Origin of the sequence: Synechocystis sp. FACHB-908, assembly GCF_014698595.1 — a bacterium.
GTDB lineage: Bacteria > Cyanobacteriota > Cyanobacteriia > Cyanobacteriales > Microcystaceae > Synechocystis.
This window is the reverse complement of the sequence record NZ_JACJTH010000034.1, coordinates 24,324-47,591: the sequence shown is the minus strand read 5'-3', so window position 1 is coordinate 47,591 and position 23,268 is coordinate 24,324. Positions and strand designations below refer to the sequence as shown.

The 23,268-nt window shown below is 49.2% G+C and carries 20 protein-coding genes; 16 read left to right on the top strand and 4 right to left on the bottom strand.

Annotated features, from left to right (window positions below):
* Positions 1–176 precede the first annotated feature (176 nt).
* The gene (gene rpoC1, locus H6G46_RS11740; protein WP_010872888.1) at positions 177–2,057 is read left to right on the top strand and encodes a DNA-directed RNA polymerase subunit gamma; all 1,881 of its coding nucleotides are present in this window, start codon (positions 177–179) and stop codon (positions 2,055–2,057) included.
* Between the two features lie 87 nt (positions 2,058–2,144).
* Here the strand turns inward: rpoC1 and H6G46_RS11735 are convergent, their stop codons facing one another.
* Positions 2,145–3,992: a carbamoyltransferase gene (locus tag H6G46_RS11735; protein WP_010872889.1), complete on the bottom strand. Its 1,848-nt coding sequence runs from the start codon at positions 3,990–3,992 to the stop codon at positions 2,145–2,147.
* 129 nt (positions 3,993–4,121) lie between these two features.
* Between H6G46_RS11735 and H6G46_RS11730 the strand changes: the two genes are divergently transcribed.
* The 11 genes from H6G46_RS11730 to H6G46_RS11680 all read left to right on the top strand — a co-directional run bounded on the left by H6G46_RS11730 (position 4,122) and on the right by H6G46_RS11680 (position 17,077).
* On the top strand, positions 4,122–4,679 hold the full coding sequence (locus H6G46_RS11730; RefSeq protein ID WP_010872890.1) for a DUF2808 domain-containing protein: 558 nt from the start codon (positions 4,122–4,124) through the stop codon (positions 4,677–4,679).
* Between the two features lie 4 nt (positions 4,680–4,683).
* On the top strand, positions 4,684–5,865 hold the full coding sequence (locus H6G46_RS11725; RefSeq protein ID WP_010872891.1) for an FtsW/RodA/SpoVE family cell cycle protein: 1,182 nt from the start codon (positions 4,684–4,686) through the stop codon (positions 5,863–5,865).
* A 25-nt stretch (positions 5,866–5,890) separates the two neighbouring features.
* The gene (gene ggt / locus H6G46_RS11720) at positions 5,891–7,447 is read left to right on the top strand and encodes a gamma-glutamyltransferase (protein WP_010872892.1); all 1,557 of its coding nucleotides are present in this window, start codon (positions 5,891–5,893) and stop codon (positions 7,445–7,447) included.
* Positions 7,448–7,543: 96 nt separating this feature from the next.
* Entirely contained in the window at positions 7,544–9,124 is a 1,581-nt protein-coding gene (locus H6G46_RS11715) for a TolC family protein (RefSeq protein WP_010872893.1), read from the top strand.
* A 197-nt stretch (positions 9,125–9,321) separates the two neighbouring features.
* Positions 9,322–10,062, top strand: a complete 741-nt coding sequence (locus tag H6G46_RS11710) for a WecB/TagA/CpsF family glycosyltransferase (protein WP_010872894.1) — start codon at positions 9,322–9,324, stop codon at positions 10,060–10,062.
* Positions 10,063–10,313: 251 nt separating this feature from the next.
* Complete coding sequence (locus H6G46_RS11705; RefSeq protein WP_010872895.1) at positions 10,314–11,078, top strand: iron uptake porin; 765 nt, start codon at positions 10,314–10,316, stop codon at positions 11,076–11,078.
* Positions 11,079–11,107: 29 nt separating this feature from the next.
* Entirely contained in the window at positions 11,108–11,548 is a 441-nt protein-coding gene (locus tag H6G46_RS11700) for a hypothetical protein (protein ID WP_010872896.1), read from the top strand.
* Between the two features lie 184 nt (positions 11,549–11,732).
* Positions 11,733–12,836, top strand: a complete 1,104-nt coding sequence (locus H6G46_RS11695) for a type IV pilus biogenesis protein PilM (protein ID WP_010872897.1) — start codon at positions 11,733–11,735, stop codon at positions 12,834–12,836.
* Between the two features lie 81 nt (positions 12,837–12,917).
* Positions 12,918–13,772: a PilN domain-containing protein gene (locus tag H6G46_RS11690; RefSeq protein WP_010872898.1), complete on the top strand. Its 855-nt coding sequence runs from the start codon at positions 12,918–12,920 to the stop codon at positions 13,770–13,772.
* 39 nt (positions 13,773–13,811) lie between these two features.
* Positions 13,812–14,639, top strand: a complete 828-nt coding sequence (locus H6G46_RS11685) for a pilus assembly protein (RefSeq protein WP_010872899.1) — start codon at positions 13,812–13,814, stop codon at positions 14,637–14,639.
* A gap of 95 nt (positions 14,640–14,734) precedes the next feature.
* The gene (locus H6G46_RS11680) at positions 14,735–17,077 is read left to right on the top strand and encodes a type IV pilus secretin PilQ (RefSeq protein ID WP_020862340.1); all 2,343 of its coding nucleotides are present in this window, start codon (positions 14,735–14,737) and stop codon (positions 17,075–17,077) included.
* 8 nt (positions 17,078–17,085) lie between these two features.
* On the opposite strand, the gene H6G46_RS11675 is transcribed toward H6G46_RS11680, so the two are convergent.
* Both H6G46_RS11675 and H6G46_RS11670 read right to left on the bottom strand, forming a co-directional pair.
* Complete coding sequence (locus tag H6G46_RS11675; RefSeq protein ID WP_010872901.1) at positions 17,086–17,910, bottom strand: FkbM family methyltransferase; 825 nt, start codon at positions 17,908–17,910, stop codon at positions 17,086–17,088.
* A gap of 19 nt (positions 17,911–17,929) precedes the next feature.
* Positions 17,930–18,664: an FkbM family methyltransferase gene (locus H6G46_RS11670; protein ID WP_010872902.1), complete on the bottom strand. Its 735-nt coding sequence runs from the start codon at positions 18,662–18,664 to the stop codon at positions 17,930–17,932.
* 66 nt (positions 18,665–18,730) lie between these two features.
* Here H6G46_RS11670 and tilS point away from each other — a divergent pair, with 66 nt between their 5' ends.
* On the top strand, positions 18,731–19,723 hold the full coding sequence (gene tilS / locus H6G46_RS11665; protein ID WP_010872903.1) for a tRNA lysidine(34) synthetase TilS: 993 nt from the start codon (positions 18,731–18,733) through the stop codon (positions 19,721–19,723).
* A 49-nt stretch (positions 19,724–19,772) separates the two neighbouring features.
* On the opposite strand, the gene thrC is transcribed toward tilS, so the two are convergent.
* A complete protein-coding gene (gene thrC, locus H6G46_RS11660) occupies positions 19,773–20,921 on the bottom strand; it encodes a threonine synthase (RefSeq protein WP_010872904.1) in 1,149 nt (382 codons plus the stop codon).
* A 282-nt stretch (positions 20,922–21,203) separates the two neighbouring features.
* Here thrC and ndhC point away from each other — a divergent pair, with 282 nt between their 5' ends.
* From ndhC to H6G46_RS11645, 3 genes are all read left to right on the top strand, one after another.
* On the top strand, positions 21,204–21,566 hold the full coding sequence (ndhC, locus tag H6G46_RS11655) for a photosynthetic/respiratory NAD(P)H-quinone oxidoreductase subunit C (protein WP_010872905.1): 363 nt from the start codon (positions 21,204–21,206) through the stop codon (positions 21,564–21,566).
* 71 nt (positions 21,567–21,637) lie between these two features.
* Positions 21,638–22,384, top strand: coding sequence for a photosynthetic/respiratory NAD(P)H-quinone oxidoreductase subunit K (gene ndhK, locus H6G46_RS11650; protein ID WP_010872906.1), 747 nt, complete (start codon positions 21,638–21,640; stop codon positions 22,382–22,384).
* Entirely contained in the window at positions 22,377–22,916 is a 540-nt protein-coding gene (locus H6G46_RS11645; protein ID WP_010872907.1) for an NAD(P)H-quinone oxidoreductase subunit J, read from the top strand. Before ndhK ends, H6G46_RS11645 begins: the two co-directional genes overlap by 8 nt.
* The last annotated feature ends 352 nt before the right edge of the window (positions 22,917–23,268 follow it).

The following is a 23,268-nucleotide window of genomic DNA, read 5'->3' as shown; positions in this document are numbered from 1 at the left end:
TCACCAGACCTAGTTCCAGATTCTCCTCCAAACAAGTTTGGCAAAACACCTGTTGTCCCACCGAAAAACTATTCCAAGTATAAGAAATTAGACCCATTGATTGACCCGGTTTCCCATCCAGGGGCCGATAAATATCGTACAATGAAGGGTCTGAAATTTTTTGTTCCTTGCCCAGCATGAAAGCCCAATCAGAACCTCGGTTTGATTACGTCAAAATTGCGATCGCCTCCCCCGAAAGGATCCGCCAGTGGGGAGAACGCACCCTACCGAACGGCACCGTAGTGGGGGAAGTGACCAAACCCGAAACCATTAACTACCGGACGTTAAAGCCGGAAATGGACGGTCTGTTCTGTGAAAAAATCTTTGGTCCTTCCAAGGATTGGGAATGCTGGTGTGGCAAATATAAACGGGTACGGCACCGGGGCATTGTTTGTGAGCGCTGTGGCGTGGAAGTAACGGAATCTAGGGTTCGTCGTCACCGCATGGGCTACATCAAATTAGCCGCCCCCGTCACCCACGTTTGGTATCTCAAAGGCATCCCTAGCTATCTCAGCATTCTTTTGGACATGGCCCTGCGGGATGTGGAGCAGATCGTTTACTTCAACGCCTACGTGGTGCTCAACCCCGGCAATGCCAGCAATCTGCAATATAAGCAACTCCTGACTGAAGACCAGTGGGTAGAAATTGAAGACCAAATTTATGCTGAAGATTCTGAGCTAGAAGGTATCGAAGTGGGCATTGGTGCGGAAGCGGTGCAAAGGCTCTTAGCAGAATTGCAACTGGAAGAAGTGGCGGAAAAGCTCCGGGAAGAAATTCTGGCTAGTAAAGGACAAAAGCGGGCCAAGCTGATTAAACGTCTGCGGGTAATTGATAATTTCATCGCTACCCACTCCCAAGCGGAATGGATGACCTTGGATGTGATCCCTGTTATTCCGCCAGATTTACGTCCCATGGTGCAGTTGGATGGGGGGCGCTTTGCCACCTCTGACCTGAATGATCTCTATCGTCGGGTAATCAACCGTAATAACCGTCTGGCCCGTCTGCAGGAAATCCTCGCCCCGGAAATCATTGTCCGCAACGAAAAGCGGATGCTCCAGGAAGCAGTGGATGCCCTGATCGATAATGGTCGCCGGGGTCGCACCGTCGTGGGTGCCAATAACCGGGCGTTGAAATCCCTTTCCGACATCATTGAAGGTAAGCAGGGTCGTTTCCGTCAAAACCTCTTGGGTAAACGGGTGGACTACTCCGGTCGTTCCGTTATTGTGGTGGGCCCCAACCTCAAAATTTACCAATGCGGTCTGCCCCGGGAAATGGCGATCGAGCTATTCCAGCCCTTTGTGATTCACCGTCTGATCAAACTAGGCATTGTTAACAACATCAAAGCGGCCAAGAAATTGATTCTCAAGGGCGATCCGCAAATTTGGAGCGTATTGGAGGAAGTGATCACTGGACACCCCGTTATGCTCAACCGGGCACCCACTCTGCACCGTTTGGGTATCCAAGCCTTTGAGCCAATTTTGGTGGAAGGGCGAGCCATCCAACTCCATCCCCTGGTGTGTCCTGCTTTTAACGCTGACTTCGACGGGGACCAAATGGCTGTACACGTCCCCCTTTCCCTAGAGGCCCAATGTGAAGCCCGGCTGTTGATGCTGGCTTGCCATAACGTTCTTTCCCCCGCTACAGGTAAACCCATTGTGGCTCCCTCCCAGGACATGGTATTGGGCTGTTATTACCTCACCGCAGAAAATCCCAATGCCCAAAAGGGAGCAGGACGTTACTTTGCCGGGATCGAAGATGCCTTGCGGGCCTATGACCACGGCCAAGTGGATCTCCACTCCCAAATTTGGATTCGCCATCTGGATGAAGATGTGGTGACGGAAAAACCAGACACAGAGGTCATCAAAACCGAGGATTTGGGGGATGGCACGGTGATGAAATATTACCGGGAACGGAAAATCCGTGAAGGAGTTGATGGGGAGATTATTACTCAGTACATTCAGACGACTCCGGGGCGGATCATTTACAACAAAACGATCGCCGAAGCGTTGGTGTTCTAAGCCTAGCTAAAGCCGTTAGTAGTTTATCCAGCCGTTTAACTTTTTGCAGTTGCGGCTGTTTTTTTGGAATAAACAGGATGAGAATGTTTAATCTAGCTCAAATTCTTCCTGCCATTTTTGATCCTGCTCCCTTTGGGGTTGGGCGGTTTTAGCTAAAACAAAATTTTCCAACACCAAGTAATCCATTTCCGTCCGCATAAAGCAACGGTAGGCATCTTCTGGGGTGCAGACAATGGGTTCCCCGCGCACGTTGAAGGAAGTATTAACCAGTACTCCACAGTCTGTCAGGGCTTCAAATTGACGCAGTAGTTGATAGTAGCGGGGATTGGTTTCCGGATGAACGGTTTGAATTCGAGCAGAATTGTCCACATGGGTGATGGCAGGTAGTTGGGACCGGGGAATGTTTAATTTTTCAATGCCAAATAGTTGCTCTTGTTCAGGAGTCAATGGCAAACGCAATTCTTCCCTTACATCGGCCACAATAAGCATATAGGGGCTGGGTTGGTCTAGCTCAAAATAATCACCCACTTTTTCGGCCAACACGGACGGGGCAAAGGGGCGAAAGGACTCCCGGTATTTGATTTTCAAATTCATCACCGATTGCATGGTGGTGTTGCGGGGATCTCCTATGATGGAACGTCCACCCAGGGCCCGGGGTCCAAATTCCATCCTTCCTTGGAACCAACCCACCACATTGCCTCCGGCGAGGATATGGGCCACTTTGCCAAATAAATCTTCATCGGAGTAATAGTCGTAAACTGCTTGTACAGCGGGACCTTTCAGATAAGTTTCAATTTCTTCGTTGGTAAACCTAGGGCCTAGGTAGGAACCGGCCATGGCATCGGGTTTTCGCACCATTCTTTCATTCTGTAAATACTGGTGCCATACTGATAGGGCCGCTCCGATCGCCCCTCCCGCATCTCCAGCGGCCGGTTGAATCCAAATATTTTTAAATTTGCCTTCCCGTAGTAAGCGACCATTGGCCACACAGTTGAGGGCTACCCCCCCGGCCAAACAAAGATTTTCCAGCCCCAATTCTTCGTACACCGTATTGCCCAAGCGGAGCACGACTTTTTCCGTTACCACTTGAATGGAAGCGGCAATGTCCATTTCCCTTTGGGTTAACGGACTTTCCGGCGATCGCCGGGGCGCACCAAACAGATCGGCAAACTTTTTATTGGTCATGGTGAGACCAGTGGCATAGTTAAAGTAAGCCATGTTGAGGCGAAACGTGCCGTCAGCCTTCAAATCCAACAGATTATCTAAAATTAAATCCACATATTTCGGTTCTCCGTAGGGGGCCAAACCCATCAGTTTATATTCGCCAGAATTAACCTTAAAACCCGTGTAGTAGGTAAAAGCGGAGTAGAGCAGACCCAAGGAATGGGGAAAATGAATTTCCCAATGGGGCGTTAACTGATTACCTTGGCCAGACCAAAGGGAAGTGGTGGCCCATTCCCCCACCCCATCCATACAGAGCACTGCCGCCTCATCAAAAGGACTGGGGAAAAAAGCTGAAGCGGCGTGGGATTGGTGATGTTCGTTAAATAACAAAGGAGGCAAATCTTTGGTCTTACAGTCGCCCAATTCTGCTAGGGCTTTTTTTAAGACAGTTTTGAGGTAAAGTTTTTCCTGCAACCAAGCGGACATGGCGGCAATGAAAGACCGCAATCCCCTGGGGGCAAAAGCCAGATAGGTTTCCAGTAACCGTTCAAAGGTCACTAAGGGCTTTTCGTAGAAAACAATATAATCCACTTCTTTTAAACTAATACCTGCTTCCCCAAGACAATAATTAATGCCTTGGGTGGGAAAAGAAGCGTCGTGTTTTTTGCGGGTAAATCTTTCTTCCTGCACTGCCGCCACAATAACGCCATCTTTGACCAGGGCCGCCGCACTGTCGTGGTAGTAAGCAGAAATGCCAAGAATATGAGTCACGTTAAACTATCCTGACCAAAGGGAATGTTGGTGTCGCTGTCAATGGGTCGCCCCGTATAATAACTTGGGTTGGGAACTAGACCGATCGCCAATCCGTTTATCTTTCATAGAAGCCGGGATTTATCAGCTATGTCGAAGAATTTTAACTTGCTATTGGGCACCCTGGTGGGGGTTAGTTTAGTTTTTCCCCAGGCGATCGCCGTCCAAGCCCAAACAGACCCTTTTCCCGCCAATGCCACCTTTTTTACCGGCACTCCCCCCAGTTTGGCCGATGTGGATGCGGACTTTAACGGCATTAATATCCCCAACAGCAGATATTTTTTTAGTGTTAGTCTGCCTGCGGGAGAAATTGAGCCCCTAGGCAAGGTAGTGCTGCACCAACAACCCAATCCCTCTCCTATTAGTCTGGATTTAAGTCAAACAGAAGTATTTTTGGGCCTGCCTTCCCAACGGGGTAACGACTTGGCCAGTTCTGCGGTTTCCACCAGCGGCGATTCCCAAACCATTGTGGTGCAGTTCAATCCCCCCATTGCTCCTGGTAACACCGTCACTATTGCTCTGCTAGCGGAGCAAAACCCAGAAGTGGCAGGGGTCTATCAGTTTCGAGTACAAGCCTTTCCCTCCGGGCCAGCCTCTGTTGGTCTAGATTTGGGCGTGGGACGGTTACAATTTTACGAAAATCGCTAGCTCCATGATCACCGCCGCCAATTTGCTCCGAATCATTTTCCCCTTTTATGACCCTGAGGTACTGCGGTGGTCGGGGGAAGCCCGTTTGATGCGGACTTTGTTCTTCGCCTGGATGGCAATGGGCGTGGTGGTGCTATTTTCCGCTTCCTATGCGGAAAGTCTGGATACCAGCGGCACAGGCCTGAGCATTATCCTCAAACAAATTGCCTATCTTTGGCTGGGGCTAAATATTTTTAATTTTCTGGTGCGTTTGCCCCTCCAGGTCTGCCTCAAGCTAGTGCCCTGGTTTTTGATTGTGGTTTTACTGCTGATTTTTTTGACCAAAAGCGGTTTGGGAGTGGAAGTAAATGGGGCCCGTCGTTGGATTAGTTTGGGACCAATCTTGATCCAGCCGTCAGAATTTATGAAGCCCTGTTTAGTGCTGCAGGCGGCTAATTTGTTCGGCAATTGGCATCGTTTCCCTTGGCGATCGCGCCTCATTTGGTTGGGCATTTTTGCCCTAACCCTAGGTAGTATTTTGCTCCAGCCCAACTTGAGCACCACTGCCCTGTGCGGCATGGGGTTATGGTTAATTGCCCTAGCGTCCGGTCTTCCCTGGATTTATCTCATTTCCACTGCTCTGCTGGGGATAACCACTGCAGTGACAAGTATTTCCATCCGGGACTATCAACGGGCTCGGGTCACCTCTTTCCTCGACCCCTTTGCCGACCCGAGGGGCGATGGTTACCAGTTGGTGCAAAGTTTATACGCGATCGCCTCTGGGGGAGTTCTCGGGAGGGGATTTGGCATGTCCCAGCAAAAATTATTCTATTTGCCCATCCAAACCACGGATTTTATTTTTGCTGTCTTTGCGGAAGAATTTGGGCTAGTGGGCTGCATTACCTTTTTAGCGTTCCTCGGCCTATTTACCACCATGGGGCTGCGGGTGGCCATGCGTTGTCGCCATCGGGTCAAACGATTAATTGGTTTGGGAGTAGTGATATTTCTAGTGGGTCAATCTCTGCTCAACATTGGTGTGGCCAGTGGCGCTCTGCCCACCACCGGTTTACCTCTGCCATTTTTCAGCTATGGTGGTAGTTCCTGTTTATCAAGTCTAGTCTTAGCAGGGCTTTTGGTGCGGGTGGCCAGGGAAAGCAATGAAGCAGAAGTGATTCCCCTAGGAACAAAAACTGCTCCGGCGGTTTAATTTTCAATTGTTATCGAAACTTTCTATGGCGGGTAAAACCACTGGGGTTGTGGCGGCGGGCCATGCCCAAACGGCAGAAGCGGGCAAATGTATGCTCGAAGAAGGGGGCAATGCCTTCGATGCGGCGATCGCCTCGGTGTTGGCGGCCTGCGTAGTGGAATCGAGTTTAACTTCCCTGGGGGGAGGGGGTTTTCTGCTGGCCCAGACGGCGGCGAAGAAGAGTTACCTGTTCGATTTTTTCTGCCAAACACCCCAAGTTAACCCAGGGGAAAAAGCAGTGGACTTCTACCCCGTTGCCCTCAATTTTGGTGGAGCTTGGCAAACTTTTCACATTGGTAAAGGGGCGATCGCCGTGCCGGGGATGGTGGCGGGATTATTTGCGGCCCATAGGAAACTGGGGCAGCTACCTTTCAAAGTATTGATTGAACCAGCGGTGGCATATGCCCGCCAGGGATTTACCCTCAACCGTTTCAATGACTTTACCAATGGTCTGCTGGAGCCAATTCTGACCCAACAAGAGGAAGGCAGAAAGTTTTACGCTCCCCAAGGAAAAATTCTCCGCCAAGGGGAAAAGGCCTATCTGCCCCAGTTTGCGGACGTGCTGGAACAATTGGCTCGCCATGGCCCGGATTGGTTTTACCGGGGAGAGTTAACCGAGTGGGTGCTGGAATCTTTGGGGGAAGCCAGTGCTCTGACCGCCAAGGACTGGGCCGACTATCAGGTGGAAATTCGTCTACCCCTGCGGGCCCAATATCGCCAACGGCAACTGTTAACCAATCCTCCCCCCAGTGCCGGAGGCATTCTCATTGCTTTTGCTTTGCAGTTGCTAGAAAAATACGATTTGAGCCAATATCCCCTGGGCAGTGCGGCACAAATTCAGCTTTTTAGCCAAGTGATGGCCCTGAGTAACCAAGCCCGTCGGCAATATTTAGATGGCAATCTCCACTGTGGGGACATTGAAGCAAAATTTCTCGGCGGCGATCGCCTGGCCTCGGAACTAGGACAATCAAAATTTATCAATAAATTGGGTAGCACCACCCACATCAGTGTTTTAGACGGAGAGGGCAATGCCGCCAGCTTAACCAGTTCCAATGGGGAGGGGTCTGGGCATTTTATTCCCGGCACGGGCATTATGCTGAACAACATGTTGGGGGAAGAAGACCTCAATCCCCAGGGCTTTTACCAATGGCCACCGGGGCAACGCCTATCATCGATGATGGCCCCCACTATACTTTTAGACCAGGAACAACCCCGGCTAGTTTTGGGGTCAGGGGGATCAAATCGCATTCGTAGTGCCATTTTGCAGGTGGTCTGTCATCACCTAGATTACCAATTACCCTTAGCCGAAGCGGTGGGGCGGGAACGTATTCATTGGGAGGCCCATAAATTAGATTTGGAGCCAACCTCTGTAGCTGATATTCTGGCCCAGTTGCGATTTGACGACGGCACCCAGGGTACCCTTTGGACGGAACAAAATATGTTTTTTGGGGGAGTTCATGGGGTTGCCACCACCACTGCGGGGACCATGGAAGGGGTTGGAGATCCCCGGCGATCGGGGGCCGTGGCCTACAGTCTGGAATAACATTGGTTACAATTCTTAGGGCAATGCGGTAAGTTATTTAGCGAACAGCGTTTCCCCTTTTTGCGATTACGGCTGAGTTGTCTGGTCACATTCCCAATGAAATCAATCCATCCGCTCAAATTTTGGTCTTCTTCCACTCTGTTGTTGCTACTCAGCACCAGCGTCGGTGTCTTTTTGCCCGGCTTCAGTGGCGGCCAGGGGGCGATCGCCGTGGCCCAAAGTGTTTCTCCTCCGGACAATGCACCATCGGCAGAAACAGGAAATAATGCTGATGACAGTGGGTTTCCTCTTCCCCAATTACCGGACACAGCGCCCAACGAGCGCTTAAATCCCTCCGGTAACCCCCTCATGTTTCCCACCAAGCCCGACGAGGTGGACACCACAGTTCGGCAAGCTATTACTTTGGACGAAGCCATTGATCTGGCCCTGAGAAATAATGAACAACTCCAGCAGGCCAAGCTATCCCTAGAGCAACAGGAAGCTGGTTTAATGGCGGCAAGGGCGGCCCTTTTCCCTAGCCTGGACACGGATTTTACCTTTAGTCGGGATAGTAGTGCGGCGGCCGAAGCCACCAATGCCCTCATTGCCAACCAGAATCAAACCACTACCGTCAACCCAGAACTGCGTTCGGAAACTAGCACCAATGCAGTGGGTAACATCAACCTGACCTATAGTATTTATGCCGGGGGGGAAAGGAGCGCCCAAATTGCCAAAGCCGAGCAGTTGGTGCAAAACAGTCGCCTCCAGGTGGAAGTGGTGGCAGAACAAACCCGCTTTGAAGCCACAGATCGTTACTATGCTCTCCAGGGGGCCGATGCCCAGGTGGCGATCGCCCAAGCCTCCGTGGAAGATGCTTCCCAGAGTTTGCGGGATGCCCGTTTGTTAGAACAGGCCGGGTTGGGCACCCGCTTTGACGTGTTACGGGCGGAAGGAGATTTGGCCACCGCCAACGAAGCTTTAACCAGGTCGATCGCCGATCAACGCAATGCCCGCCGCCGTCTGGCCCAATTGTTGAGCGTGGGGCAACGGGTGGAATTAACCGCCGCCGATGAAATTGTGGAAGCCGGGGATTGGAGCTTACCCCTGGATGAAAGCATTGTTCAAGCCTATAAAAACCGGGCTGAACTGGAGCAACAATTGGTGCAAATTGAAGTGAGCGAACAGGACCGCTACATTGCCCTGGCAGCCATTAAACCCAGGGTGGATTTTCTGGCCAATTACACCTACCAAAATAATTTTGATAGCAGTGCCGGGTTAGTGGATGGTTATGCCTTTGCCGCTCGAGTACGGTGGAACTTTTTTGACGGGGGCCGGGCCTTTGCCGAAGCTCGCCGGGCTGATCGCCAGATGGACATTGCTAAAACTGCTTTTTCTGAGCAAAGAAACCAAATTCGTTTGGAAGTAGAGGAATCCTACTACACCCTAATTTCCAACAAGGAAAATATTGGCAGTACCCGCACCAACGTCATTCGTTTTGAAGAAGCCCTCCGTTTAGCTCGACTACGGTTCCAGGCTGGGGTAGGCACCCAAACGGACGTTATTAACGCCCAGCGGGACTTAGCCAACGCCCGGGGAAGGTTCCTACAGGCGATTATTGGCTATAACCAATCATTGAACCAACTACAACGCTCCATCAGTAATTTGCCCAACAATCATTTGTTTGATATTCAGCCTTAAACGCTGTCTGAGACGATGGGATGATGGGTGGTTAAAGGTGCTGATCAAAGTTTCCTTGAGAAATTGGCGATTCTTCCCTCGTATCCTTGTCACTTAAACTCCGGCAATTCTGGGAGAATACTAGACTGAGTCCCATCCCTCTGGACAATGCGGAGGGAAATGATTAAGGCACTTCTTCACTTCAATTTATTTTCCCTATGGTCACCAACTTTGCTGAGCCAAGCTTGCCAACAGCCTCGGTTTTTGGGGTGAAGGTGCACCTTTCTGATAACTATGGTCATTGGCTAGAAAATTGTCTGCAAAGGGGTCAGGGAGTCCACGTGGTCACCCTCAACTCGGAAATGGTGATGCTGGCCGAGAAGGAACCAGCGGTGCAAGAAGTGATCCAAGGGGCAGAATTGGTCATTCCCGATGGAGCAGGGGTAACCATTTATCTAAAATTGGAAGGCATCGAGCAAAGCCGTTGCCCTGGCATTGAACTAGCGGAGGCCATGGTGCGTCACATTGGCGAAGGTAAGGATAATCAGCCCATTGCCTTTTATGGAGGAGCACCGGGTATCACTGAACTAGCAGCCCAGCGTTGGCAGCGGGAATATCCAGGATTAAAAATTTTGGCTAACCATGGTTTTTTAACCGAATCGGAGCAGGACGCTTGGCAACAAACTCTGGCCCGGGAACGACCCTGTCTAATTTTGGTCGGTTTAGGAGTTCCCCGGCAGGAGTATTGGATTCGGGACCATCGTCATCTTTGTCCCCAGGGCATTTGGATTGGGGTGGGGGGCAGTTTTGACGTGTGGTCCGGCACGAAACAGAGGGCACCGGAATTTTTCTGTCGCTACAACCTGGAGTGGTTTTATCGGCTATACCAAGAACCTTGGCGCTGGCGGCGGATGTTGGCCCTGCCCAAATTTTTCTTCCGTACTCTGGTGAGCCGTTGATAATTCTTCAAACAAAATTGGCCCTTTATGCAGTGGAAATGTTCCAGGGGTTAATAATCGGGGGAAATTGTGGATAAAGGTTACGGCTGGGGGAAATTGGGTTACATTTATTAGGTATCGCCGTCTAAATTGGTGTTGATTGGCAGGCGATCGCCCACACCTCCGGTTACGCTGACGACATATTAAATTTTATTAACTTTTGCGGCTTATTTTCCAGTCCGTTGGTCATTTTGGTTGAGGAGTGTTCTGTAATGATTAACCGATCGATGAAATCTTGTTTGTTAGCGGCCCTGGGGGGATTGCTACTAGGGGGGATGACTCCTCCGGCGATCGCCGACCCCGTCAGTCTTGTCCCTGGTATGCCTGCCCCGGCCCCAGATAAGGAAACAGCCCAAGCTAACTATGACCGGAGTTACCAAGCCTATACAGAGCTATTGGGGCAAGTCACCAGCATTAACCAGTTCCGGGATGTTTCCCCCAACAACTGGGCCTACGAAGCATTACGAAATTTAGTGGATAACTACGGCTGCATTGTCGGTTATCCTGACCGCACTTTCCGGGGCGATCGGGCTTTAACCCGGAACGAATTTGCCGCAGGTTTGAGTGCCTGCCTCACCCAGTTGGAGGCCAGGATGTTAGCCTCTCGGCAACAATTGGGGCAGTTTATGGAAGAGAAAGAAACTTCCGTCGCCGCTGGAGATACTCTGGAGAATGTTTTCACCCGAGCTTCCTACAATGCCACGGGGCGTTTTTACGACCTCACCAGTATTTCTGGCCAAGCTAACAAAATTTTTGGTTGGCGTAGTTGGCCCGGTTCCTACTTTGACAACATGATTGCCGAAGATGCCGCTGTGGTGGAAGCCGTTTACCAAGATGCTTTGGAGCAACAAACCAGGGGGACCGTCATCCATACCAGGGATTTACCTGATCCTTTCAACCAATCCCTGTTGGAAGATTGGTCTCGTTACACCCGTTTTGGCAATCCCACTCTGCCCCCCACTGCCCCAGGTTTTTAAGGCCCTAACGCTCGTTTCCCTTTGAATCTATGTTTTTAACTGCTCTGCGGTCTTTCCTTCTTTTTCTGGCGGTAACCTGTCTGTCCCTGGCGATCGCCATGCCCGCCTGGGCTCTAACGGAGGTGCCCCTGACAGAAATTGACTATAAACCCTGTCCAGCAGACTTAGCGGAAGGCAATGTGGGCAGTGGTTCGAGCAGCCCGGCTAACTGTTTTTTGGTAACCGGCATTGCCAACAATCGGACGGGGAAAACAGTGTATGATGCCGATGTTTTTGGACGCATTTACGATGCTAACCACGAACCAGCCATGCAAAACCGGACTCGCTTGGGTAACATTGCCGAAATTCCTCCTGGAAAAAGCGATTTTGAGGTGCGCATCAGTGTACCCGCCCAGCAACCTCTACCTTTGCAGTTGGAGCAGTTTAAAGCCTCGGGTTTTTCCGCTAAAATCCGTGGCCAGGCACTGTAAGCTTTGTTGATTGCCCTCCGACTGGATTACAGTAAGGTTTCAGTTGAAGCTTAGTTAACACTTTGTTGCTTATTGTTGACAGTGTGCGCCAGAACCCTACCATTGACTGATAGATATTCTCTCCCTCCCATCCTTACTCCTTAATAATTTTGTCTTATTATCGCCAGCGATTACCGCAACCCCCATGTTTAGCCGTTTTACCAGCTTATTTGGCCGTAAATCCTCCGGGGTAGGGCTAGAAATTACCCCAGAAAGGGTTAACGTCGCCCAACTTACTTCCCAGGGTCAGAGTTATAAACTAAGGAAATTTGGACACGCATCCATTCCGGAGGGAATTTTCGAGGAAGGAAAGATCGTTGATTCTCCGGCCCTAGCGGAAATTATTCAGGAACTGCTGAGCGAGAATGGCATTAACACCAAGCAGGTGGCAACAGCGGTACCCATGCGGGAAGCGATCATCCGTATGCTGCCGGTGCCGGCGGAGTTGGACGAAAATGAGTTGCGCGACATGGTGCTAAATCACGAAGCTGCCCTGTATCTACCCTATCCCAGGGAAGAAGTGGATTTGGATTACCAAAAGCTGGGCTTGTTTGAAGATGAGGATGGCATTGAGAAAGTGCAAGTGTTGTTAGTGGCTACCCGGCGGGAGGTAACCGATTCCTATCTGGACACTTTTCAACAGGCAGGGCTCCAGGTGGACGTGCTAGAAATTAATAGTTTTGCGTTGATTAGAACCATTCGGGAACAGTTGCGGCAGTTTGGTTCCCGGGAAGCGGCGGTGCTGGTTGATATTGAGTTCGATAGCACGGAAATTGCCATCATTGTCGATGGAGTACCCCAGTTTTCCCGCACAGTGCCCATTGGTACTTACCAAATGCAAAATGCCCTTTCCCGGGCAATGAATTTGCCCCCTTCCCGCAATCCAGAAATTTTGCAGGGCATGACCATTCCCGTCACCCAGTTTGACACCATGAGCACCCAAGGCACAGCGGTTAATCCTGGGATGAATGCTCTGATGCGTGTGATGGGGGAACTAACCGACGAGTTGCGACGGTCCATTAACTTCTACCTCAACCAGAGTGAGGAATTGGAACTAGTGCAGTTACTCTTGGCCGGCCCTGGTGGTGGCCTGATTCAGTTGGATGAGTATTTCACCCAACGTTTGAGTATTCCCACCGTCAAAATTGATCCCTTTGAAGCTCTGGCGATCGACACGGATCAGAATTTTTCTGACATAGAGCGACCCAGTTTGGCCACGGTTTTGGGTTTAGGTATCCGGGAAGCCTAGCGGCTTGGTTTGTTCACCTTGCCCACACCTATTGCTTCACTCCTCTCCTTGTCCGATGCCATACTCCACTGAAACCATCCCATGTATAGCCTAGATGTAAATTTTCTCAAGGATCGTAACTCTGACGTTGTTCGGTCGACCCAAACTACCACTATCACCCTAACGGGGGACGATCTACAGAAGCAAATGCCGCTTTATATTGGGGCGGGGGTGATGGTACTTTTGCCTGCTTTGGCGGGGTTGGGAGTACTGCTAATCAATTGGCAAAAGGGTGTTGCTCAAACCAATATCCAACAATTGGAAACGGAGTTATCCCAGCTACAGGGGGAACAGCAAAAAATCCAGGAAGTTGAGGCAAAAACGGCGGCGGCTCACCAAGAAGCAGATGGGCTAATTGGCGTTTTTAATCAAATTAAACCTTGGTCAGCCCTGTTTCAGGAGATAACTAATCAGTTGCCCCAGGAAGTGCAACTCCAAAGTATCCAGCAGGAAGGAAATGTAATCACTCTTTCCGGTTTTGCTGGCAACTATGGCTCCCTCAATGATTTTCTGCTGACTTTGCAAAGCTCGAAGTTTTTGCAGGCTAATAAAACTAAGCTGATGACAGCCAACGCGGCAGCCCTACCTATTACGGGGGAAGGGGCAACGGCAGAAACCGGGGGCACAGAGGAGCCAAGTGCAGATCAAGCTGCTTCTGGTGTTGTCATTCCAGCGGGAGTGAGTTATACCATCCAAACGGAAATTACCAATACCCCCGATAAGGAATTGATAACGGCATTGATCGCCAATGGGGCAGCCGGTTTAGTGGCTCGTTTCAAGTTTCTGGAACTGAAGGGCGTCTTGGATCGACCTGCGGGAATACCGGAGGTTGCGCCTATTTTGGAGCCACCGGCGGAGGGAGCTCCTGGAGCAGAAACCCCACCAGCTAATAATTGATGATCCCTAGCCACCGAACTTTGTTTTTAGAGGAGTGCCATGACCAGCTACAGCGAAGAGTATTCATCAACGACAACAATTATTGATGAGGAATTTGATGCGGGAGGAAATTATCCAACTGCATTTGGGATAACCTTCACCCCCCAGGTAAGTGGCATTAGTTTAGGTATTCTTGGCTTGCTGGCCATGGGTTATGTTCTGCTCAATTTTGTCATGCCAGCTTTGGGAGAATATCAACAACTAAGACAGGACGAAGAAGCTAAACAAGCTCAAGTGGATCAGCAGTCCCCGGAAGTGTTGATGCGTCGGCTAGCCAATGCGGAGGTGCAGTTACAGGAAGCTCAACAGCGTAAAGCGACAGTGTTGGAACTCTACGCCAATAGCGAGGACTTGAACACAATCCTCTATAACTTCAATACTCTATTCGTAAATAGAAACGTGAAGTTAGTCAGCTTTTTGCCCCAGGGAGATCCGGTGGTAATCTCCGATGATAGTCTGGGGGCAAACGCAAAAAATCAGCTTAAACGACAAACTTATACCATTTCCATGACGGGCGGTTTTAGTGAAACCCTGGCATTAATTCGGGATATTGAACGGCTGCAACCGTTAATTTTGATGAAAAATTTGCGGACTAGCTTGGTTAATCCAGAATTTCCAGTCAATGTGGTTAGGGATGGTGACACTGTACAAGTGCAAACTGATGCGCCAGATATCCTAACTACGGATTTAACGTTGGAGGTGTTTATGCCATTAACCCCTGAGGAGATTGCCGCCCTGACTCCTCCCCCGCCGCCGCCTGGACAGGAGGGTCAACCACCGGCTGAGGGACAACCTCCAGCGGAAGGACAAGCGGCCCCGGCCCCCTAAAGGGTAATTTTGCTGGTAGATTATCGCTAACGGTCTTACGATTTTTGAATAATTATTCAATAATTGATTTTAATTGGTGTGTGAGGAGCAATTCTGTGAAAAATTTTCGGTTTTGGTTAACAACGGAAATAGCGACCTGTTGCTTGTTGGCCCTAGCGCCTGCCCAGGCAGAAACGGTTTCCCAGTCAAATACTTTGGATGGAGATTTGCGGACGGCGATCGCCGGTGACTCAAGTCGAGATTGGCTACAGTTTGAAAAGAGTTTGGAGCAGTCTCTCAAGCAAAAAGAAGAAATTGATTCTTGGAAACCATCATTGGAGTTGATGCAGGCTAAATCCCTTGTCAAACCAGGGCAAAAGTTGACGAATATTGAGTTGCTGGTGCAGGAGTTGGAAGCCTTATCCGACCCACTGGCATTAAATTTTCCAGAACCGAACCAGACCAGTGTTGCTCAAATGGCTCCCCCCAGCCGCCCTATGCCTCCCCCTCCAGCGGGCAGTGGGCAGGTCATGTTTCCCAATCCCGAAATAATCATCCAACAGCAGGGTGGTGTGCCCCAACGTGGTGCCAGCCCTCAGGTGGGAAATCCTAGCATTTTATCTCCTGCGGTACCTGTGGCTCCGGTACGTTCCCGGGCTGTGCCGCCACCAGTGGGGGATTTGGCCATTTCCAACATCAATGCTTCCTTCGACATGATTGATCTTGGCCAAAGGGGTCAGGTTAACGTACCAAGCTTGGTACTACGGGAGGCCCCAGCAAGGGAAGTTTTGGCTGTGCTAACCCGTTATGCTGGCATGAATCTAATTTTTACCGATAACCAAAACAATGAAGGCACTCCTACCCCAGGTACACCTCCCGGTGGTCAGGTTGCTCCTCCCCAAGCTCAGTCAACCATTACTCTGGACATTCAAAATGAAAGTGTTCAGGACGTTTTTAACTACGTTCTGATGGCCTCAGGGCTAAAAGCTAGTCGTCGGGGTAACACAATTTTCGCTGGGGCTAATCTTTTGCCTTCGGCTCGAAATATTATTACCCGCACTATCCGGTTGAACCAGGCTAGTGCTGAGTCTGTGGCCAGTACTTTGGCTTCTCAGGGTGCGGAAGTTAACATCCTATTTGAAGGTCAGGAAGATGTTCAGTTGGCAGAAAATGCGCCGCCAAGGGTAATTAAGCAGCCTCCTACTCTAGTTCCCTTAACTGTTCAAAAACCAGCCAACGATTCTTCAGTTTTAATTCTGGAAGGGCTAGTGGTTAGCACTGATCCCCGTTTAAACACTGTAACCCTGGTGGGTGAACCCCGTAATGTGGAATTGGCTAGTTCCATGATTACTCAAATGGATGCTCGCCGCCGCCAAGTGGCAGTAAACGTCAAAATTATTGACATCAATCTTAATAATATTCAAGATTATGACAGCAGTTTTTCCTTTGGCATAGGAGATAGTTTCTTTGTCCAAGACAGTGGTTCTGCGGTCATGCGCTTTGGTGACACGGCTCCAGTTCAGGAAATTGATATCAACAATAACCTGGGGCGAATCACTAATCCACCTGCCATTGTTAATCCTTTTCAAGACGGAGAGATTTTCTTTGATCTTAATAGAATAACTAACATTGAAGTGCCTCTTGGCCCAGGGACCATCCCCATAAATTTCTTCACATCAGGTTCTGGAGCCGTTTCCAACAATCCATTGTTTAATGGAGTTACTGAATTTCCAATTGTGGAGGTAGATGAACAAGGTCTGTTAACAATCACCCAACCTGAGTTTGGTTTGCCATCTTTTTATCAATATCCTAAAAAGTTTCAGGCACAAATTGACGCTCAAATACGTAGTGGGAATGCGAAAATTCTCACCGATCCAACTTTGATTGTTCAAGAAGGCGAGGCTGCTCAAGTTAAGTTAACAGAATCTGTTATTGCCAGCGTTGATACGCAAGTTGATACCCAGGGAGATACAGCAGTTAGAACTATTACGCCGGTTCTGGAAGATGTTGGATTAACACTAAATGTCATAGTTGATCGAATTGATGACAATGGCTTTATTACTTTGCGCGTTAATCCAATCGTTGCATCTCCTGCTGGAACACAAGTATTTGATAGTGGTGCTGGCGCCATCAACGAAATAACACTGATAAACAAAAGGGAACTTACTTCCGGTGTAGTTCGGCTGAGGGATGATCAGACATTCATTCTATCTGGCATTATTTCGGAACTTCAACGTTCTACCACAAGTAAAGTTCCAATTCTAGGGGATTTACCGGTGATTGGAGCATTGTTTAGGCAGTCCACAGACACAACAGACCGTTCGGAAGTTATTATTCTCATGACCCCCAAGATCATTCATGATAGTACAGAGGCGCAGTTTGGCTTCCGTTACAATCCTGACGCGGCTACGGCGGAATTCCTGCGGCAGAAAGGATTTCCCGTTCAGGCTCAGCCATAGTTAAATTCCTAGCGGGAGACTAAAGTGTTGACCAGCCGTTCCAGAATGTTAACTCGATAATAGGGTTCACAAATCTGGGATAGCTGGTTTGCTTTTGGTTGATAATTTCTAAACAAGATAATGTTGCCGTAAACGCTTTGAGGGGGGAAAAGTTTATCCAACTCAGATGTTTGCAATTGGCTTAAATCAAAGGTTATTTCTTGGCAATCTGGAGCAAAATCCAATAAAATTCCGGAGCCGTAGCCAAGAGTTTTTAATGATTTAAGAATGTTTAATGTATTTTCAAAGAATTCTGGGGCCCAACCCTTTTGGTTTTGACCTCGGTTGACGCCGCCGCCATATTCAAACATCACTACCGCAGGCAGTAAATAGGATTCTATATTTTCTAGCTGTTTAATTACAGCCCATTCCCAACCTTCAATATCTAGTTTTAGACAGGTGATTTTGTCAATTTTTTCTTGGTCAATTAAACTTTGGAGAGTTAGAGTTTTTACTTTTTTAGCTTGACTAGAAGCTCCAAACCATTGGGGAGAAAGGGAACTGAAATTACTATTGAAAATGCCAGCAAATTTGCCTATATATAGGGTTTGTTCTCCGTTCTGATCCGATAAACACACAGGAAGCAAAGTCAAATTAGGTCTTTCTGCTAATTTTTTTAAAGCCTTCACTGGTAACGGCTCGATCGCCAGACTGGTGAAATTCAACTCAGCAAAAATTTGGCAATAAAAAGCAAAGGTGCCCACCCCCACATCAATGCAAACTCCCTGCCGCTGGGGATCAACTTCCGGTAAAAGCTGGGCTAGGAGAGCTTGGCAACAGGGTTCAACGCGCATAGAAAGGTTTCAAAAATTGTTAATCGGGACGCAAGAAGAGAGCATTGAGATAGCGCACATGGCCATCGGCGGCGACCACTTGATCCAGATTGCCAGCATAGCGCAGTCCGAGATTGTCCAATAGGGGAAAAATATCCCGGAATTGGCATTGCCCCTTATACAGTCCATCTAAGGAAATTTCCAAAATACAGGCCTTAGCTTGCCTTAGTATTTTTTCTCCGCCTCGAATCACCCGGTCTTCGTAACCCTGTACGTCGATTTTTACCAGTAATTCCGGCAGTAGCTTTCCTACAAATTGTTCCATTTCCCGGTCAAGGGTTGACTGGTGAACGATAATTTTTTCCTGTTCCCGCACCATGGGATATAAGCTTTCGCAAAGTTTCGTCGTTGGTAAGAGGGATGAAGAAGCGGTAAAAAGCACATGGCTATTAATTTCCAACTCATCCACCCGATCGCCAAGGGCCAAGTTAAAAGTACGAACACGGTTTTGTTGGCGATCGCCCCATTGTTGGAGTTGTTGATAGGGTAGGGGCAAGGGTTCAAAGGCAAAAATTTGAGCTTGGGGAAAATAGCGGCGCATTTTTTTGGCAAATTGTCCCTTATTAGCGCCAATATCAATAATGGTTTGAATATTTAATTGCCTAATTCCCAGAAGTCTGCCATCCCAACTAGGGGTGAGCAAGTTGCCAACAAAGTTAAAAAAATTGTCACTGCAACGGCGGATAAAAGCGTTATTCAACAGAGCCTGGGCCATGGGATTATTAAATCTTGATGTTTCCCGTGGGAAAAATTGAAAATTTAGTGGACAAAAATAATATAAATGGCTTGGACATTACTGCACAGTAAGCTCCATCAAAATTTGCAACGGCGCTTCCCCGAGTTGCAAGGAACTCGAATTTTAGTGGCGGTATCCGGGGGACAAGACTCCCTCTGTTTACTGCATCTACTTAATGATTTAACCAAACAATGGCAGTGGCATTTGGCCGTAGCCCACTGTGACCACCGTTGGCCCACCGATGCAGGCATTGCCGACCACGTACAAGGCCTAGCCCAAGGTTATAAACTACCCTATTTCCAACGGGATGCCCAAGATTTACCCCAAACGGAAGCCGCCGCCCGCCATTGGCGTTACCACGCCCTCACGGCGATCGCCAAAGCAGAAAATTTTCCGGTGGTTATGACTGGCCATACCCAGAGCGACCGGGCAGAAACTTTATTGTTTAACCTCGTGCGGGGCAGTGGCAGTGACGGCTTACAAGCGATGAATTGGGTGAGGAATTTGGAAGAGTCCGGCTCAGACAAAAGCCCGATTAGGCTAATCCGTCCCCTCTTGGAAATTAGTCGTCAAGAAACTGGAGATTTTTGCCAGCAACAACAATTGTCTGTGTGGGAAGACGTGCTCAACGAAAAGTTGACCTATCGCCGCAACCGCATTCGAGGAGAATTGATTCCCTACTTAAAGAAACATTTCAATCCCCAGGTGGAAAAAAGTTTAGCTCAAACGGTGGAATTGTTAACAGCAGAAGTGGCTTATTTAGAGCAAGTTAGTGGAGAAATTTATCAAACCCTAAGCCAAACGGATCAAAAAAGTTTAAACTGTCGTTTACTCAGTCAAAAACCCCTGGCCTTACAACGGCGTATCATTCGCCAATTTCTACAATCCTGTCAAAGCCAATCTCCCAATTTTGAGGAAATTGAACAGATAGTAGGGTTGATTAATGCCCCCAACCGCTCCCAAACTTCTTCCCTACCAGGTCAAGGAATAGTTAGGGTGGAAGGGGACTTTTTGCGATACATTTACCAGGGTAAATAGTAATCATTTCTCCCCAGCTAAACTATGGATAAATTGGCTGAAATTTAGGCTAAAAACCCATCGCTTTAGCAACAATTTCCAAATCTGGTTTTAAACCCGCTTTCACTTGATTGCCACTATTTTGCACAGCACAATCTGGATCTTTCAAGCCGTTGCCGGTCAGCACACAAACCACGGTGGCTCCAGCGGGAACTTGATCTTTTTGCTTCAATAAACCAGCTACGGAAGCGGCACTGGCGGGCTCACAAAAAACCCCTTCTTCGGCAGCTAGGATACGATAGGCTTCCAAAATTTCGGCATCGGTGACGGGGTGAAATTCCCCATTACTTTCCCTAGAAGCGGCCCAGGCCTTATCCCAGTTGGCAGGATTGCCAATACGAATAGCAGTGGCTAGGGTTTCGGGATGGCTAATGGGTTGCCCTTGGATAAAAGGAGCGGAACCAGCGGCTTGGAAACCCATCATCCTCGGTAGGCGATCGCCTTTGCCCAATTCTTTATACTGACAAAAACCCATCCAGTAGGCGGTGATATTGCCCGCATTGCCCACGGGGATACAGAGCCAATCGGGGGCCTGGCCGAGGACATCAACAATTTCAAACGCGGCGGTCTTTTGTCCTTCCAAACGGTAGGGATTAACGGAATTTACCAAGGTTACGGGGTAATGTTCCGATAACTGCCGCACGGTGGTCAACGCATCGTCAAAGTTACCATCAATGGCAATCACTTCCGCACCGTAAATTAAAGCTTGGCCTAATTTTCCCAAAGCGACATAACCATCGGGAATGATCACAAAAGCCCGCAAACCGGCCCGCCGAGCGTAGGCCGCCGCCGCCGCTGAAGTATTACCTGTGCTGGCACAAATTACCGCTTTGGCCCCTGCTTCCTTGGCTTTGGAAATGGCCATGGTCATGCCCCGGTCCTTGAAACTACCGGTGGGGTTTAGGCCGTCATATTTAACAAAAACCCTTACGTCCTTGCCAATGCGTTTGGCGATCGCCGGAGCGGGAATCAGGGGAGTATTGCCTTCTAAAAGGGTGACCACTGGAGTCTGGTCGGATACCGGTAAATAGGGCCGATAGGTTTCAATCAATCCACGCCAACGACAGGCCGAACTCTGGGGACAGACGGGGGTAGCACTGGGCAACACTGTCGAATTTGGGGCGGATGGGGTCATGGTGAAAGAATGACAAGAAATCATGGGGGGCAATGGCCCGAGGTTCCATTCTACAAAAGAGCGGGCACCGAAATGTGAATCGTTTCAGAATTGGATTATTGCCCAAACGATTAATAAGCATAGGTTAAACATATAGTTCAGGGCTTGGTCTGTCCTGGTTGGAGTCCTATAATCAGAAAAATTGGCAGAATGCCCCCAGGCGATCGCCCACAAGTCCGGTAAGCTTGACCCAGGTGTAATCCCTTGGGGTGCAACACCGCTGGACCCCCCCTGACCACCATTAGCCGTGAGGAGACCATTGGCCCTGTGTTTGTTTTAACCGGTTACGAATATTTTCTTGGCTTTCTCTTTATATGCTCCCTGGTGCCAGTGTTGGCCCTGACCGCATCCAAACTCCTCCGTCCTAGGGATGGTGGCCCAGAACGGCAAACTACCTATGAATCCGGTATGGAGCCCATTGGCGGAGCTTGGATTCAGTTCAACATCCGCTACTACATGTTTGCTCTGGTGTTTGTGGTCTTTGATGTGGAGACGGTGTTTCTTTATCCCTGGGCCGTTGCCTTTAATCAATTGGGCCTGTTAGCCTTTGTAGAAGCATTGATCTTCATTGCCATTTTGGTGGTTGCCCTGGTCTACGCTTGGCGCAAAGGGGCTCTGGAGTGGTCCTAGAAGTTTAGTAATGGCCACCAATCCATTGTCCTTGCCTTGCCTGCCCCCCCTATTGTCTTCTCCTATTTCCCATGAGTCCCAACCCTGCTAACCCCACTGACCTGGAACGGGTCGCCACAGCCAAAATTCTCAACCCCGCCAGCCGTAGCCAGGTCACCCAAGACCTTTCGGAAAATGTCATTTTAACCACGGTGGATGACCTCTACAATTGGGCCAAACTTTCTAGTCTCTGGCCGTTGTTGTATGGCACTGCTTGTTGCTTCATCGAATTTGCCGCCCTGATCGGTTCGCGCTTCGATTTTGACCGATTTGGTTTGGTGCCCCGCTCTAGCCCCCGGCAAGCGGATTTGATTATCACCGCCGGAACCATCACCATGAAAATGGCCCCGGCCTTGGTGCGCCTCTACGAAGAAATGCCGGAGCCAAAGTATGTCATTGCCATGGGAGCCTGCACCATCACCGGTGGTATGTTTAGCAGTGATTCCACCACAGCGGTAAGGGGGGTAGATAAATTGATTCCGGTGGATGTGTATATTCCCGGTTGCCCTCCCCGCCCCGAAGCCATTTTTGATGCCATTATTAAACTGCGCAAAAAGGTGGCCAATGAATCTATCCAAGAACGGGCCATTACTCAGCAAACCCATCGCTACTACAGCACTTCCCACCAAATGAAAGTGGTGGCGCCGATTTTGGACGGCAAGTATTTACAACAGGGTACCCGTTCCGCTCCCCCCCGGGAGTTGCAGGAGGCCATGGGAATGCCTGTACCTCCCGCTTTGACCACCTCTCAACAAAAGGAGCAATTAAACCGTGGCTGAGGAAGTGAACTCCCCCAATGAAGCTGTTAATCTCCAAGAGGAGACGGCGATCGCCCCTGTGGGCCCTGTATCCACCTGGCTGACCACCAATGGCTTTGAGCACCAGAGCTTAACGGCGGATCACCTGGGGGTGGAAATGGTGCAAGTGGAAGCGGATTTGCTTCTGCCCCTCTGTACGGCTTTATATGCCTATGGGTTCAACTATTTACAATGCCAGGGAGCCTACGATGAAGGGCCTGGTAAATCCTTAGTGAGTTTTTACCATCTGGTGAAGTTGACCGAGGATACCCGTAACCCGGAAGAGGTCAGACTAAAAGTATTTTTGCCCAGGGAAAATCCGGTGGTGCCCTCTGTGTACTGGATTTGGAAAGCGGCAGACTGGCAAGAGCGGGAATGCTACGACATGTTCGGCATTGTCTATGAAGGTCACCCCAATTTGAAACGGATTTTGATGCCGGAGGATTGGGTAGGCTGGCCCCTGCGTAAGGATTATATTTCCCCCGATTTTTACGAACTCCAGGATGCCTATTAGTCCCGGTCGCCCACGGCAAAATTAAACATCAAAATTAGTTTTAGCTCCCCCTTCCCCCACTGTTGCCAATGGACTGAAAACTTTGGGGGAATATTTTTGTGTTGACTGATTTTCAATCGGTTAAAACAACAGAAAAAAAGGCTTTGATGGTGGCAAGAACGCTAAGGGAGGTAAGCCTTATGTCGTAGTTGCTTTTCAGGAGCTTGTCTTGGGATTATTGGCAATGGAGGCCAATACTTCAGAGCGACTTGTGGAAATTAGCTACTAATTTATAGCTAATTTAATTAATTATGAGGCGTCTTACCTGGGTTTTGTGGTAATATATTGGAAGAATAACACAAGAATCCATAAA

Excerpts from the sequence above, each read along its gene's own strand:
- H6G46_RS11715 (WP_010872893.1), top strand. The coding sequence starts at position 7,544 with ATGAAATCAATCCATCCGCTCAAATTTTGGTCTTCTTCCACTCTGTTG.
- H6G46_RS11675 (WP_010872901.1), bottom strand. The coding sequence starts at position 17,910 with ATGCGCGTTGAACCCTGTTGCCAAGCTCTCCTAGCCCAGCTTTTACCG.
- H6G46_RS11725 (WP_010872891.1), top strand. The coding sequence starts at position 4,684 with ATGATCACCGCCGCCAATTTGCTCCGAATCATTTTCCCCTTTTATGAC.
- H6G46_RS11730 (WP_010872890.1), top strand. The coding sequence starts at position 4,122 with ATGTCGAAGAATTTTAACTTGCTATTGGGCACCCTGGTGGGGGTTAGT.
- H6G46_RS11690 (WP_010872898.1), top strand. The coding sequence starts at position 12,918 with ATGTATAGCCTAGATGTAAATTTTCTCAAGGATCGTAACTCTGACGTT.
- thrC (WP_010872904.1), bottom strand. The coding sequence starts at position 20,921 with ATGATTTCTTGTCATTCTTTCACCATGACCCCATCCGCCCCAAATTCG.
- ndhK (WP_010872906.1), top strand. The coding sequence starts at position 21,638 with ATGAGTCCCAACCCTGCTAACCCCACTGACCTGGAACGGGTCGCCACA.
- H6G46_RS11670 (WP_010872902.1), bottom strand. The coding sequence starts at position 18,664 with ATGGCCCAGGCTCTGTTGAATAACGCTTTTATCCGCCGTTGCAGTGAC.
- tilS (WP_010872903.1), top strand. The coding sequence starts at position 18,731 with ATGGCTTGGACATTACTGCACAGTAAGCTCCATCAAAATTTGCAACGG.
- H6G46_RS11685 (WP_010872899.1), top strand. The coding sequence starts at position 13,812 with ATGACCAGCTACAGCGAAGAGTATTCATCAACGACAACAATTATTGAT.
- H6G46_RS11695 (WP_010872897.1), top strand. The coding sequence starts at position 11,733 with ATGTTTAGCCGTTTTACCAGCTTATTTGGCCGTAAATCCTCCGGGGTA.
- H6G46_RS11710 (WP_010872894.1), top strand. The coding sequence starts at position 9,322 with ATGGTCACCAACTTTGCTGAGCCAAGCTTGCCAACAGCCTCGGTTTTT.
- H6G46_RS11700 (WP_010872896.1), top strand. The coding sequence starts at position 11,108 with ATGTTTTTAACTGCTCTGCGGTCTTTCCTTCTTTTTCTGGCGGTAACC.
- rpoC1 (WP_010872888.1), top strand. The coding sequence starts at position 177 with ATGAAAGCCCAATCAGAACCTCGGTTTGATTACGTCAAAATTGCGATC.
- ggt (WP_010872892.1), top strand. The coding sequence starts at position 5,891 with ATGGCGGGTAAAACCACTGGGGTTGTGGCGGCGGGCCATGCCCAAACG.
- H6G46_RS11705 (WP_010872895.1), top strand. The coding sequence starts at position 10,314 with ATGATTAACCGATCGATGAAATCTTGTTTGTTAGCGGCCCTGGGGGGA.